At 55.0% G+C, this 13,704-nt stretch carries 10 protein-coding genes; 5 read left to right on the top strand and 5 right to left on the bottom strand.

Annotated features, from left to right (window positions below; genetic code table 11):
* Positions 1–65: 65 nt before the first annotated feature.
* On the top strand, positions 66–743 hold the full coding sequence (locus tag AC6I8N_RS02990; RefSeq protein WP_497829997.1) for a MarC family NAAT transporter: 678 nt from the start codon (positions 66–68) through the stop codon (positions 741–743).
* A 77-nt stretch (positions 744–820) separates the two neighbouring features.
* Here the strand turns inward: AC6I8N_RS02990 and AC6I8N_RS02985 are convergent, their stop codons facing one another.
* From AC6I8N_RS02985 to AC6I8N_RS02975, 3 genes are read right to left on the bottom strand one after another with little or no spacing between them, the layout of a single operon-like run.
* The gene (locus AC6I8N_RS02985) at positions 821–2,074 is read right to left on the bottom strand and encodes a c-type cytochrome (protein ID WP_021185776.1); all 1,254 of its coding nucleotides are present in this window, start codon (positions 2,072–2,074) and stop codon (positions 821–823) included.
* Between the two features lie 4 nt (positions 2,075–2,078).
* Positions 2,079–3,848 (bottom strand): GMC family oxidoreductase, encoded by a 1,770-nt coding sequence (locus tag AC6I8N_RS02980; protein WP_497829996.1) that lies wholly within the window; start codon positions 3,846–3,848, stop codon positions 2,079–2,081.
* A gap of 36 nt (positions 3,849–3,884) precedes the next feature.
* On the bottom strand, positions 3,885–4,616 hold the full coding sequence (locus tag AC6I8N_RS02975; RefSeq protein WP_021185774.1) for a gluconate 2-dehydrogenase subunit 3 family protein: 732 nt from the start codon (positions 4,614–4,616) through the stop codon (positions 3,885–3,887).
* A 532-nt stretch (positions 4,617–5,148) separates the two neighbouring features.
* On the opposite strand from AC6I8N_RS02975, the gene AC6I8N_RS02970 reads away from it, so the two are divergent.
* The 3 genes from AC6I8N_RS02970 to AC6I8N_RS02960 all read left to right on the top strand — a co-directional run bounded on the left by AC6I8N_RS02970 (position 5,149) and on the right by AC6I8N_RS02960 (position 9,611).
* Positions 5,149–6,720: an ABC transporter substrate-binding protein gene (locus tag AC6I8N_RS02970; RefSeq protein WP_497829995.1), complete on the top strand. Its 1,572-nt coding sequence runs from the start codon at positions 5,149–5,151 to the stop codon at positions 6,718–6,720.
* A 94-nt stretch (positions 6,721–6,814) separates the two neighbouring features.
* On the top strand, positions 6,815–8,317 hold the full coding sequence (locus tag AC6I8N_RS02965; protein WP_497829994.1) for a helicase HerA-like C-terminal domain-containing protein: 1,503 nt from the start codon (positions 6,815–6,817) through the stop codon (positions 8,315–8,317).
* Between the two features lie 10 nt (positions 8,318–8,327).
* Entirely contained in the window at positions 8,328–9,611 is a 1,284-nt protein-coding gene (locus tag AC6I8N_RS02960) for a DUF445 domain-containing protein (RefSeq protein ID WP_497829993.1), read from the top strand.
* A gap of 77 nt (positions 9,612–9,688) precedes the next feature.
* On the opposite strand, the gene lptG is transcribed toward AC6I8N_RS02960, so the two are convergent.
* Entirely contained in the window at positions 9,689–10,765 is a 1,077-nt protein-coding gene (lptG, locus tag AC6I8N_RS02955; protein ID WP_497829992.1) for an LPS export ABC transporter permease LptG, read from the bottom strand.
* Positions 10,765–11,865 carry an LPS export ABC transporter permease LptF gene (lptF, locus tag AC6I8N_RS02950; protein WP_021185768.1) on the bottom strand — a complete coding sequence of 367 codons (1,101 nt, stop codon included), beginning with the start codon at positions 11,863–11,865 and terminating at the stop codon, positions 10,765–10,767. The genes lptG and lptF overlap by 1 nt, the downstream gene beginning before the upstream one ends.
* A gap of 269 nt (positions 11,866–12,134) precedes the next feature.
* Here lptF and pepA point away from each other — a divergent pair, with 269 nt between their 5' ends.
* Positions 12,135–13,646 carry a leucyl aminopeptidase gene (pepA, locus tag AC6I8N_RS02945; protein ID WP_021185767.1) on the top strand — a complete coding sequence of 504 codons (1,512 nt, stop codon included), beginning with the start codon at positions 12,135–12,137 and terminating at the stop codon, positions 13,644–13,646.
* Positions 13,647–13,704: the final 58 nt, after the last annotated feature.

The raw sequence follows: 13,704 nt of genomic DNA, 5'->3' as shown, positions 1-13,704 counted from the left end.
CGTTGTCTCCGTAAACTGAACCGCGCCGAGCTGTCATCGGCGCGCCTGCATCAGAAGGAACCGACATGCTGGATCTCTTCAAAGCCATTGGCCTCGGGCTGGTGGTCATTCTCCCCCTCGCCAACCCACTCACCACCGTCGCGCTGTTTCTCGGCCTCGCCGGGGATATGAATTTCCAGGAACGTAACCGCCAGGCCATGCAGGCCTCCATCTATGTTTTTCTCATCATGATGGTGGCCTGGTACGCGGGCACTGCGGTGCTGCACACCTTTGGGATCTCCATTCCCGGCCTGCGCATGGCGGGCGGGCTGATTGTGGCGTTTATCGGTTTTCGTATGCTGTTTCCCGCCAAACCCGTGGGCCATTCGGTGGAAGCCAAACACAAACAGGATGAAATCGAATCCAGTGATAACCAGCGTGAAAGCGTGAACATCGCTTTTGTGCCGCTGGCGATGCCCAGCACCGCCGGTCCGGGCACCATTGCGATGATCATCAGTTCAGCCTCGACGATACGCAGTGGCGTTGATTTCCCTGGCTGGGTGGTGGCGGTGGCGCCGGTGATGATTTTCTTTTTAGTTTCAGTGATTTTGTGGATATCTCTGCGCAGTTCAGGCGCGATCATGAAACTGGTAGGGAAAGGCGGTATTGAAGCGATTTCACGCCTGATGGGCTTTTTGCTGGTGTGTATGGGCGTGCAGTTTATTATCAACGGCGTGCTGGAAGTGATTCATACTTATCACTAATCCGTTGAAAATCAGTGCGATAAATCGCGCTGCTACTATGAATAACAGGGGCGGCATGAACGCCGCCCCGATGATCATTAGTGCTTCAGAGTCTTACGAACGTCAGCAACCTGATCTTTCGTGACTGCCGGGGCGTTGTTGCTCCAGCCCTGACGAATAAAGGTCGCCAGTTGCGCCACTTCATCATCGCTCAGACGGTTGGCAAAACCAGGCATCAACAAGGTTGAGGCTGTTTTTTCAGTCGATGGCTGCTGTGCACCTTCCAGAATGGTGTGGATCAGTCCGGTTGGATCTTTGGCGTTGACGATAGTGGCCTGATCCAGTTCCGGGAACACGCCCGGCGCGCCTTTACCGGTGACAAAGTGGCACGCGCCACAGTTGTCGAGGTACAGACGCTCACCTTCCGACAGATTTTTGCCTGCGGTCAGCTTCGCTTCCGTCGCCTGCTGGGCCTGAACGTTGTACGCCTGCAACGGCGGGTTACCGCCCAGGAACTTCAGGTAGGCCGCGATGGCTTTCAGATCGGCATCGGTCATGTGCGAGCTGCTGTGCTCAATCACCGACTTCATCTCACCGCCAACGGCGGCTTTATCGTTACGACCGGTTTGCAGGTAATCAACGATCTCCTGCTCGCTCCAGCGCGGCAGACCACGCAGTGACGGCACGTCCCAGTTGTTCAGGCTACCACCAGCGAGGAACTGATCATCGCTGCTGTCGAGCGCTTTCTCGTTCATACCCAGACCGCGCGGTGTATGGCAGCTACCGCAATGGCCAAGGCTTTCCACGATATAAGCACCACGGTTCACCTCTTCAGAGGCACCACCAATCGGCTGGAACGGCTTGTCAGAGGTGAACGCCCAGTTCCAGAAACGCATACCCCAGCGCTGGCTGAACGGGAAGCTCAGTTTGGTTTCCGGTGGCTGCTCCGCACTCGGTTTTACGCCCTGCATAAAGTAGACATACAACGCGTGCATATCTTCATCGCTGATTTTGGCGTAATCCGGGTAAGGCATCGCCGGGTAAAGGTGGGAGCCATCCGGCAGCACGCCTTTACGCACCGCGTCGGAGAACTGCTGCTCGGTATAGTTACCGATACCGTGTTCTTTATCCGGCGTGATGTTGGTGGAGTAGATGGTACCCAGATTAGACTCAATCGCCAGGCCACCGGCATAGTCCGGCTTACCCGCTACCGAGTGACAGGCCATACAGTCGCCGAGACGCGACAGGTATTCACCCTTTTTGATCAGTTGTGCGTCATCTGCCGCGTGCGCCTGCGCCGCAATGCTTCCCAGCAACACGGCATTAGCGATTAACAATGATTTTAATTTCATGTGCTTATGCCTGTACCAGTGGACCGGGGTTTTTCAGATAATGTTCTTTGATTGCCTGTGCCGCCATCAGGGTGATCGCGCCGATAGTGTCGGTCGGGTTCGCCTGGAAGTTCTGCGGGAAGGCGTTACCGCCCGGTACAAACACGTTATGCACGTCCCAGCTTTGCAGGTACTTGTTGAGCGCGGAGGTTTTCGGGTTGTCACCCATTACCGCGCCGCCCACGTTATGAGTGGATACGTATTTGGTCAGGTCAAAGTCTGCGCCCATTGGCAGGAAGCTCATGCTCATGCTATCCGGGTTCAGCTCTTTGGCGATGTTGCCCACAATGCCTTTCAGATGCTGTTGCAGCTTCAACTCGTTCTCTTTCCAGTTGAAGGTCATACGCAGCAGCGGCAGGCCACGGTGGTCGGTGTAGTGCGGGTCGAGATCCAGATAGATATCACGATACGACTGGCAGGTCGTGGTGATGCTGATCTTCATCGAATGGTTGTACCACTGCTCCAGACCTTCTTTGTAGCCCATACCCCAGCTCGGCGTGCCTTTCGGCAGTGCAGCGGCCATTGGCGTACCGGTCGCCTGTGAACTGTGGATCTTGGCACCGCCGAGGAAGCCGAGACCTGGACCATCGAAGTTGCCCGGAGAGATGTCGTTGAACATCTGGCCGGTCGCACCAGCGGTCGCGAACGAGTTGAAGTTCTTGTCTTTGAAGAACAGGGTCGCGCCACCATTCGACAGGAACGCATAGTTACGACCAACCACACCTTCTTCGGTGATCGGGTTGTACGGCTTACCAATGCCGGACAACAGCATCAGACGCACGTTGTACAACTGGAAGCTGGAGAGCACCACGATCTTCGCCGGCTGGAACACTTCGTTGCCGTTTACGTCGTAGTAAATCACCCCTTTAGCGGTCTTCTGGTCATCGTGCAGAACCACTTTCACCACTTCCGCGTGCACTTCATAGGAGAAGTTCGGCATACGCTTCAGCGCATCCATCACCGCCGTTTGCGGTGAAGCTTTGGAGTAGTTCAGGCACGGATATTTCGAGCAGTAACCACAGTAGTTACAAGGCGCGATGGTGTTGCCATACGGGTTTTTCCACGCGCGTGAAACGCAGGCAGACGGGTTCGGGAACGGATGGTAGCCCAGTTTGGTCGCCGCTTCTTTAAACATCACGTTGTTCAGCGTGTCTTCCAGCGCTGGCAGCGGATAAGGCTCAGAACGTGGACCTTCAAACGGGTCACCACCTTCGAGGATCTGACCGCGCAGGTTGCCGGTGTTACCGGACTGACCGCAAATTTTCTCAAACTTGGTGTAATACGGCTCGATCTCATCCCAGGTGAACGGGAAGTCCATTACGCGCATATCTTCCTGGAGAATGCCCGGCTTGTACGCCTGATCGACATAGGTTTTCAGTTTGATATCGGTCGGGGTAGGACGAATCAGTACCGCCGTCCAGTGCATGCCCGCGCCACCCACACCGGTACCCGGTGCAAACGCGCCCCACTTACGGGTCGGCAGCGCCGTCTGGTCCATGTTGTAGCGTACGGTCACCGCCACTTCTTTCGGCGTAGCGAACACCTTGTTACGCACGTTATAGGCGTACTCATCCGCCGGTTTCGGGTAAGCGAACTCGGGATAGTCGCGCTCACCACCGCGCTCCAGCGCGCGTACTTCTAAGCCAGCCAACGCCAGCTCAATGCTCATTAACGAGCCTGCCCAGCCGAGGCCGCAGACAACGACGTCGACTTCTTTTTTAGTAATCTGTGCCATGATAATCCTGTCTCAAATACCTGATGCGAAACGCAATTACGCGCGCTCACCCATGATGCTAACCGGGCCAAGCGGGTACGGTACGTTGTGCTGTTTAACCCACTCGGTGAAGCTGGCGCGTGCGCCAGGGAAGCCGATGGCAATCCAGGCTTTCATGCCTTTGTTGCCGCCGTACATCGGATCAGCGAGGTAGCCATGTTTGGTATCTGCAAGCAGTTGGCTGAAGAACTGGGAGGCTTTCAGGTTCGGCTCGCCCAGTGCGGCGAAGTCGATACCGTCATTTTTATTCACTTTAGTGAGAACCGCGTCTTTCTCTTCCAGCGTCAACTCGTGGAACGCTTTCTGGTAGCTGCTCTGCGTCCACTGATTCACCAGCTTGATGCCGGTGTGATACATCTGCTGCGGAGTAAACGGAATCTGATAGCCCATCGTGGCGGGCGCATGCACGTCAAACGGACCCTGCATGTAGATTTCGTCACCGAACTCAGGGCTGTGAAGCTGCTGGTCGATAAAGATCGGTACGTTCGTTTCCAGCGCGCCCGGAGCCTTGCCATTACCGCCGGCAGGAATCAGACGATCGGTGGCGGCAAGAATGAATTGCCACTCATCGCTGCTGAAAAAGATCGGTTTATAGTCGGCAAGTTCCGGTGCTGCCATTTCCGCGGCCTGGGCCGCAGTCAATCCCTTAAATACCAGGTCACTTAATGGCAAAGCCAAAAGCGACCCAAGCAGAAATTTACGTCTGGTGGTCGGTTTTTGTAAAAGCATGGCCTGACGACTCTCACTTGCTAAGAAAGATAATTATTTTTGTTAATGACTTAATTCATCGGTAAACAACCTGGCAATCTTAGGGATACAGATATTTCAAAGTGTAAGAATTAAATTAAGGATGTGTTTTGATGAGAAAGCATCATCATGTTGAATTTTGGTTACGAGCTGGTGAAGGGCTTTCGCGGCGGGAATTTCCGTTTTAACCGTACAAATGTCAGGTTTTTGTTCGAATCGACTGTGCAAATGACCAAAACAATTTACGCATCGCAATAATACCGGGAATTAATCGATAAAAATAAATCACACTTCCATACAAGAGAACCATTCTCATTAATAACATCTTATTTACTTACAGGAAACACAATCTCCATATCTATTTCCAAAAAATGACAGGCAGCGCACAAAATAAGCGAAATAATTGAGCGCCGAAATGGATTGTTAATTTCTGGCACAGCTCAGAACAAACCGGCATTTTGCCATTTGCGCCTCAGCGATAGAGTCAGTTAATCAATCACTCGGGACGACAATAATGCGATCATTAGTTTTGTTGCTGGCGCTAATCAGTTGCGCTTTTACGTTACAGGCGGCGACGCCGAAGGACACCTTAGTTGTCGCCGTGCCGCTCGATGGCATCATCAGTTTTGACCCTGCGGAAAGTTTTGAAACCGTCAGCAACAGCGTGCAGCGCAATCTGTATCAAACGTTGGTGGAGGCCGATCGCACGACGCCGCAGAAACTCGCGCCGCTGCTGGCGACCTCCTGGCAAGCGGGCAGCACGCCGCACAGCCTGGTCTTTACCCTGAAATCCGGCGCGCATTTTGCCAGCGGCAATCCGGTAACGCCGCAGGATGTGGTGTTCTCCTTAACCCGCGCGGTACAACTTAACAAGGCACCGTCGTTTATCCTCGCTGAGTTTGGCTGGACGCCAGACAATATCGCCGCTCAGTTTAAGGTGTTAAATGATCACCAACTGGAAATCCAGTGGCCTGCGGCGATTGGGCAGGATCTGGCGCTACGCCTGCTGACGGCGCCGGTGGCCTCGATTGTTGACAGCAAAACCGTGCAACAGCATGAAGCCAACAACGATCTGGGTAACGGCTGGCTGCACACCCATTCCGCAGGCAGCGCGGCCTTTGTCATTCAGCAATATGTCCCGCAGCAGGCATTGGTGTTGACCGCTAACGCCCAGGCACAGCCCCAGTCGCACCTGCAACGTATTCTGCTAAAAGGCGTGGCCGATGCTGGCGCACGTCGTTTGTTGATTCAGCAGGGTGATGTCGATGTCGCCTACCAGCTTGGTCCGGATCAGATTGACGCGCTGAAAAGCGATAAAAACCTGCGCATCGCTGCTTTCCCGTCCAGCCTGGTGTATTACCTCGGCTTCAATACGCAAAACAAAGCACAACCGGCACTTGGCAATCCTGCATTCTGGCAGGCCGCTCGCTGGTTGGTGGATTATCACGCCATCGCCGATCAACTGTTAAAAGGCCAATACGCTATTCATCAAAGCTTCCTGCCGCAGGGGTTTGACGGCGCGCTGGAAAACCAGCCATTCCACTACGATGTGGCGAAAGCCAAACAAATTCTGCATCAGGGTGGCATTCAGCCCGGCACCCGGTTCTCGCTGACGGTCATCAATCAACCGCCTTATATCGATGTGGCCCAGGCACTGCAAGCCAGCTTTGCCAAAGCGGATATTCAGATTGAGCTGCAACCGGTGGCGGAGTCGGAGCTGTGGAGCAAAATGCGCGGGCGTGATTTCCAGTCAATCTTTATTTACTGGGGAGCGGATTATGTCGATCCCAATACCAACGCCAGCGCCTTTGTGTACAACGTACCCGGCGGCTCGAAAACCCTCGCATGGCGCGTCGGCTGGGACATTCCGGATCTGAGCGCCAAAACCCGCGCCGCAGCAGGCGAAAGCGATGCGGCCAAACGTCGCCAGCTCTACACCGAATTGCAGCAGTCGGTGCAGCAGAATTCGCCGTTCGTTATCACCTTACAGGGCGCGCAGCAGGTGGCGGTGCGTAATAATGTCGATCATGTGCAGCAGGGGATCGGTGTGAGCCTGTTATATTTCGATACGGTGCAAAAGAAATAACCTGTCCCGTAGCGGCGCGATAAATCGCGCCGCTACATCAGATGTACGTTTGCTATTCTTTCAGGCATAACCATTTGCCTGAAAGAGAAAAATCATGACCACCCCGTTGTTGATTGCCCAAACCCCGGAAGTGAAACTGCAACTGCTGCCAAACATGGCGAACCGCCACGGCCTGATTACCGGCGCGACCGGCACCGGTAAAACCGTCACGCTGCAAAAACTGGCAGAATCCTTCTCCTCCATTGGCGTACCGGTGTTTATGGCCGATGTGAAAGGCGATCTGACGGGTATCGCCGCTGAGGGCGACGGTTCGGAGAAACTGCTGGCTCGGCTGGCGAAAATCGGCGTGACCGACTGGCAACCTCAATCCAATCCGGTGATGTTGTGGGATATCTTTGGCGAGCAAGGCCATCCGGTGCGCGCCACCGTCTCGGATGTTGGCCCGCTGCTGCTGGCACGTTTGCTCAACCTCAATGACATCCAGAGCGGCGTGCTGCAAATCATCTTCCGCATCGCCGACGATCAGGGCCTGTTGCTGCTGGATTTCAAAGATTTGCGCGCTATGACGCAATACATCGGCGACAACGCGAAAGAATTCCAGACGCAATATGGCAACATCAATAGCGCCTCGGTCGGCGCAATTCAGCGTGGCCTGCTGACGCTGGAGCAGCAGGGTGCTGAGCATTTCTTTGGTGAACCGATGCTGGATATTCGCGACTGGATGCGTTGCGACGATCAGGGCAAAGGCTTTATCAACATCCTCTCCGCCGAAAAACTCTATCAACTGCCAAAACTCTACGCCACCAGCCTGCTGTGGCTACTGGCAGAATTGTATGAACAATTGCCCGAAGCGGGCGATCTTGAGAAGCCGAAAATGGTGTTCTTCTTTGATGAGGCGCATCTGCTGTTTAACGACGCGCCCGCGGTGCTGCTGGAGAAGGTTGAACAGGTGATTCGCCTGATTCGCTCGAAAGGCGTTGGCGTCTATTTTGTCACGCAGAACCCCGCCGATATTCCCGACAGCGTGTTGGGCCAACTCGGCAACCGTGTGCAGCATGCACTGCGCGCCTTTACCCCGAAAGATCAGAAAGCGGTGAAAACGGCGGCCGACACCATGCGCGCCAATCCGGCGTTTAATACCGTCGAGGCCATTCAGGCGCTGGGGACTGGCGAGGCGTTAATCTCCTTCCTCGATGAAAAAGGCAGCCCGTCGATAGTGGAACGTGCGATGGTGATTGCGCCCGGTTCCCGCATGGGGCCAGTCAGCAGTGATGAACGTAATGGCCTGATTAACCACTCGCCGTTGTACGGTAAATACGACAGCGAAGTCGATCGTGAATCTGCCTTCGAGATGCTACAAAAAGGGGTGCAGGTTGCCACCGATCAGGCCAATGCCCCCGCAGCGAAAGGCAACAATGTGGCGGTGGATGACGGCATTCTCGGCGGCCTGAAAGATATTCTGTTTGGCAGTACCGGCCCGCGCGGCGGCAAGCGTGATGGGGTGGTACAGACGATGGCAAAAAGCGCCGCACGGCAGGTCACTAATCAAATCATTCGCGGCGTGTTGGGTAGCCTGATGGGAGGGCGTCGTCGTTAAGGAGCAGTCAATGGATAAACATCAACAACTGAAACGGAGCAAACGTCTGGCGCTGTCACTGCTGCTGATTGCCGCCGCGATTTTTGTCATTACGCTGTTTCTGCCGCCCAACTTTTGGGTCAGTGGCGTTAAAGCCATTGCCGAAGCGGCGATGGTCGGTGCGCTGGCCGACTGGTTCGCGGTGGTGGCGCTGTTTCGCCGCGTGCCGGTGCCCTTTATTTCACGTCACACCGCGATCATCCCGCGTAATAAGGATCGCATAGGCGAAAACCTTGGCCGCTTTGTGCAGGAAAAATTCCTCGATACCGATTCGCTGCTGGCCCTGATTCGTCGTCACGACCCTTCGCAGATGCTGGCGCAGTGGCTGAATGCGCCCGGTAATGCCGATCGCATTGGCCGCCATCTGTTGCAGGTGATGCGCGGCTTTCTCGACCTTACCGACGATGCGCGTATTCAGCAGTTTCTGCGTCGGGCGGTACATCGCGCGCTCGACAAGGTTGACCTCACCCAATCCAGCGCGCTGCTGCTGGAAAGCCTGACCAAAAACAACCGCCATCAGGAGCTGCTGGATGCGGCGGTGCAGCAACTGCTGCGTATCCTGCACAAGCCCGGCACGCGGGAGTTTATCGCCATGCAGATTGTGCGCTGGCTGAAACGCGAGCATCCAATCAAGGCCAAAGTGTTACCTACCGAGTGGTTGGGCGAGCACAGCGCCGAGCTGGTGGCAAACGCCGTCGATTCGATTTTGGATGAGGTGGCGCTGGATCAGGGCCACGAATTTCGCCTCGGTTTTAACCGTGCGGTGGAGCGGCTGATTGTGAAGCTGAAAAACGATCCTGAGATGGGCGAACGCGCTGAGGTGATCAAAAGCTGGCTGAAGGAAGATGAGTCGCTGAATCGCTACATCGGTGAACTGTGGCAGGATTTACGCGGCTGGCTGAAGGAGGATTTGCGCAGCGACAACTCGCGTGTGCAGGAACGCGTTCGACTGGCTGCGTTGTGGTTGGGTGAAACGCTTGCCGCTGACCGGGCGCTGCGCACCTCAATGAATCAGCATCTGGAAGATGCCGCACGTAGCGTCGCACCGGAGTTTGCCCAGTTTCTGACACGCCACATCAGTGACACAGTGAAAAGCTGGGATGCGCGCGAAATGTCGCAGCAGATTGAGCTGAATATTGGCCGTGATTTACAGTTTATTCGTATCAACGGCACGCTGGTGGGCGGTTCGATTGGTCTGGTGCTGTATTTGTTGTCGCAGTTGCCCGCGCTGATTGGATATTTAACCCTCCAGTAGCGGCGCGATTTATCGCGCAATTCCGTGCGTGAAGCCGGAAAAATCCGCGCGATAAATCGCGCCGCTACGGAGGGTGTTTAACGACGTTTCAACATCAAAAACAGGCTGATGGCGAAGAACGCCGCGCTCGGCAGAATCGCCCCGAGAATCGGTGGGATACCATACACCAGACTCAACGGACCGAAAATCTGATCCAGCACGTAGAACAGGAAACCAAAGCTGATCCCGGTTACGACACGTACCCCCATCGACACGCTACGCAACGGTCCAAAGATAAACGACAACGCCATCAGCATCATCACCGCCACCGAGAGCGGCTGGAAGATTTTGCTCCACATGTTGAGCTGATAACGCCCCGCCTCTTGTCCACTTTGTTTGAGGTACTTGCTGTAGTTGTAAAGCCCGCGAATCGACAGCGCATCCGGGTCCAGCGCTACCACACCCAGCTTATCTGGCGTCAGGTTGGTTTTCCATTCGCCGCTCAGGCTTTGTGAACCGGCAATCTGCTTCGCATCTTTCAGGTCCGACTCATCCACCTGGGACAGCACCCAAAGTTTCTTCGTTTTATCCCAAGTGGCAGTCGCTGCATAACGAACGCTCAACAGGCGACGTTGATCGTTGAAGTTGTAGATGCTGACGCCATCAATCTGGTTATCGCCCTTGATACGTTCGATATAGATGAAACTGTTACCGTCTTTCGCCCACAAACCATTCTGCGTCGACACCAGTGCACCGCCGTACAACTGCTGTGCACGGTAGTTACGTGCCATCTGCTCACCCTGCGGTGCAACAAACTCACCAATCGCCATGGTCAGCAACACCAGCGGAATTGCGGTTTTCATCACCGCCAGTGCTACCTGCATCCGGGTGAAACCCGATGCCTGCATCACCACCAGTTCGCTGCGTTGCGCCAGATTGCCAAGACCTAACAACGCCCCGAGCAACGCCGCCATCGGAAAGAAGATCTCAATATCTTTCGGCACACTGAGCAGGGTGTAGTACCCAGCATCCAGCGCGGTATACATGCCCTGCCCGGTTTTACGTAGCTGATCGACAAACTTGATGATGCCCGACAGCGACACCAGCATGAACAACGTCATCATGATGGTGTTAAAAATGGTTTTGCCGATATACCGGTCAAGTACCTTAAACATCACACTGACCCTCCACGGCTAAAACGGGCGCGGATGCGGCGCATCGGCACCGTATCCCACAGGTTCAGGCCGACGGCCAGTGCCAGGTAACCGAAGTTCACCACCCACATCCAGATGGTTGGATCGAATTTCCCCTTCGCCGAGTTTGATTTCAGCGAGCTTTGCAGCAGGAAGAAGATCAGATATAGCAACATCGCCGGCAACATCGACAGGACACGGCCCTGACGCGGGTTCACCACGCTAAGCGGCACCACCATCAACGCCATCACCAATACTGAGAACACCAGCGTCAGACGCCAGTTCAGCTCGGCAGTGAAGGTAGGATCTTTGCTTTGCCACAGCGTGCGCATATCCGCCTGCTCAGCATCGTTGGGATCCAGCACCGCCTGTTTGTAGCCAATCAGCGCCTGGTAATTCACAAAGTCGGTGATACGGAAATCACGCAACATTGCGGTCCCTTCAAAACGCGTGCCTTTATCCAGCGTCACAATTTGTGACCCGTCCGGGCGTTGCTCCATATGCCCGCTATCTGCCAGCACCACTGAAGGTCGCGCATTCCCCTTTGGACGCAACTGGGCGAGGAAGACGTTGCCGAAGGTGTTACCCCGCACGTTTTCAACGAACAACACCGCGTTACCGTCGCTGGAGGTCTGGAATTGCCCTGCCGCCAACGCGGCCGCGCCGGGGTTGGCTTTGGCATTCTGCGTCACTTCATCCTGATAACGTGAAGACCAGGGGCCCAGCCATATCACGTTAATCGCCGCCACCATCGAGGTGAGCAGCATCAGGATCATCGCTGATTTAACCAGCACGCTTTTCCCCAGGCCACAGGCATGCATCACCGTGATTTCACTTTCGGTGTACAGCCGCCCAAGGGTCATTAAAATCGCCAGAAACAGGCTTAGGGGCAGGATAAGTTGTGCCATTTCAGGCACGCCAAGTCCTAACAATGTCAGAACCAGGTTTGTTGGGATCTCGCCATCCACCGCGGCACCCAGGATCCTCACTAACTTCTGACAAAAGAAGATCAGTAGCAGGATGAACAGGATAGCCAACTGGCTTTTGAGCGTTTCCCGAACCAGATATCTAATGATGATCACGCTTAGTACGCCTGTGATAACTTGTCTTTTTGCAGGAAAATCGCTAGTTTCAACGCTTATCAGCCATTTTTCTTCATCAATGGCCGTCATCGCAGCTAAAATAGTATGACAAACGCGTCCGGGTGGTGAAAAAACAACACATTGCCACCCTAACTCATTATGACCGCCGGCGTTTAAATGTCATGGCGTCGCAACAAATTTAATGCGTTACGAGCGCGCTACATTCTAACGACAGCTTAGGCCGTTGTCTTTAAGATTCAGGAGAGTGCATGGAGTTCAGTGTAAAAAGCGGTAGCCCGGAAAAACAACGCAGCGCCTGCATTGTGGTTGGCGTTTTCGAACCGCGTCGTCTTTCACCGATTGCCGAACAGCTCGATAAGATCAGCGACGGTTACATCAGCGCCCTGCTGCGCCGCGGTGAGCTTGAGGGTAAAGTGGGCCAGACACTGCTGCTGCACCATGTGCCGAATATCCTTTCCGAGCGCATCCTGCTGATCGGCTGCGGCAAAGAACGCGAACTGGATGAGCGCCAGTACAAGCAGGTAATTCAGAAGACCATCAACACGCTGAATGATACCGGCTCAATGGAAGCGGTATGCTTCCTGACTGAACTGCACGTCAAAGGCCGCAATACCTACTGGAAAGTACGCCAGGCGGTGGAGACCTCCAAAGAGGCGCTCTACAACTTTGATCAACTGAAAAGTAACAAAGTCGAGCCACGCCGCCCACTGCGTAAGCTGGTGTTCAACGTGCCGACACGTCGTGAACTGACCAGCGGCGAACGCGCAATTCAGCATGGTCTGGCAGTAGCCTCTGGCGTTAAAGCGGCCAAAGACCTCAGCAACATGCCGCCAAATATTTGTAACGCCGCGTATCTGGCGTCGCAGGCACGCCAACTGGCGGATGCGTTCAGCAAAAATGTCACCACCCGCGTCATCGGCGAACAGCAGATGAAAGAGCTGGGGATGAACGCCTATCTCGCCGTCGGTGCGGGTTCGCAGAATGAGTCACTGATGTCGGTGATTGAATACAAAGGCAGCAGCAACGCAGACGAACGCCCGATCGTGCTGGTCGGTAAAGGCCTGACCTTCGATTCCGGCGGTATCTCGATCAAACCGGCGGAAGCGATGGACGAGATGAAGTACGACATGTGCGGCGCTGCGTCGGTCTATGGCGTGATGCGCATGGTGGCGGAACTGAATCTGCCGCTGAACGTGGTCGGGGTGCTGGCAGGCTGTGAAAACATGCCTGATGGCCGTTCGATGCGTCCGGGTGACGTGCTGACCACCATGTCAGGCCAGACGGTAGAAGTGCTGAACACCGATGCCGAAGGCCGTCTGGTGCTGTGCGATGCCCTGACTTATGTTGAGCGCTTCGATCCTGAAGTGGTGATTGATGTCGCCACCCTGACCGGTGCCTGCGTGATTGCGCTGGGTCATCATGTCAGCGGTCTGCTGTCGAACCACAATCCGTTGGCGCATGAGTTGATCAGCGCCTCTGAGCAGTCTGGCGACCGTGCCTGGCGCTTGCCGATGGCGGATGAATATCAGGAGCAGCTGGAATCCAATTTTGCCGACATGGCAAACATTGGCGGCCGTCCGGGTGGTGCTATCACCGCAGCGTGCTTCCTGGCTCGCTTCGCGCGCAAATTTAACTGGGCGCACCTGGATATCGCCGGTACTGCCTGGCGCTCCGGTAAAGCCAAAGGCGCAACCGGTCGCCCGGTGCCGCTGCTGTCGCAGTTCCTGCTGAACCGTGCAGGTCTGAACGGCGACGATTAACGCATCCGACGTGCAGCAATTAAAACCGGGGCGCATAATGCGCCCCAATGTCATTAAT

This window comes from Pantoea sp. X-Soil-TKNS-1279, from assembly GCF_059730565.1.
Note: the sequence above shows the minus strand (reverse complement) of the source record. Positions and strands in the feature narration are given on the sequence as shown.

What these genes read in the sequence shown, in the direction of transcription:
- AC6I8N_RS02970 (WP_497829995.1), top strand. Translation starts at nt 5,149, where the DNA reads ATGCGATCATTAGTTTTGTTGCTGGCGCTAATCAGTTGCGCTTTTACG.
- pepA (WP_021185767.1), top strand. Translation starts at nt 12,135, where the DNA reads ATGGAGTTCAGTGTAAAAAGCGGTAGCCCGGAAAAACAACGCAGCGCC.
- AC6I8N_RS02975 (WP_021185774.1), bottom strand. Translation starts at nt 4,616, where the DNA reads ATGCTTTTACAAAAACCGACCACCAGACGTAAATTTCTGCTTGGGTCG.
- AC6I8N_RS02985 (WP_021185776.1), bottom strand. Translation starts at nt 2,074, where the DNA reads ATGAAATTAAAATCATTGTTAATCGCTAATGCCGTGTTGCTGGGAAGC.
- AC6I8N_RS02965 (WP_497829994.1), top strand. Translation starts at nt 6,815, where the DNA reads ATGACCACCCCGTTGTTGATTGCCCAAACCCCGGAAGTGAAACTGCAA.
- AC6I8N_RS02980 (WP_497829996.1), bottom strand. Translation starts at nt 3,848, where the DNA reads ATGGCACAGATTACTAAAAAAGAAGTCGACGTCGTTGTCTGCGGCCTC.
- lptG (WP_497829992.1), bottom strand. Translation starts at nt 10,765, where the DNA reads ATGTTTAAGGTACTTGACCGGTATATCGGCAAAACCATTTTTAACACC.
- AC6I8N_RS02960 (WP_497829993.1), top strand. Translation starts at nt 8,328, where the DNA reads ATGGATAAACATCAACAACTGAAACGGAGCAAACGTCTGGCGCTGTCA.
- AC6I8N_RS02990 (WP_497829997.1), top strand. Translation starts at nt 66, where the DNA reads ATGCTGGATCTCTTCAAAGCCATTGGCCTCGGGCTGGTGGTCATTCTC.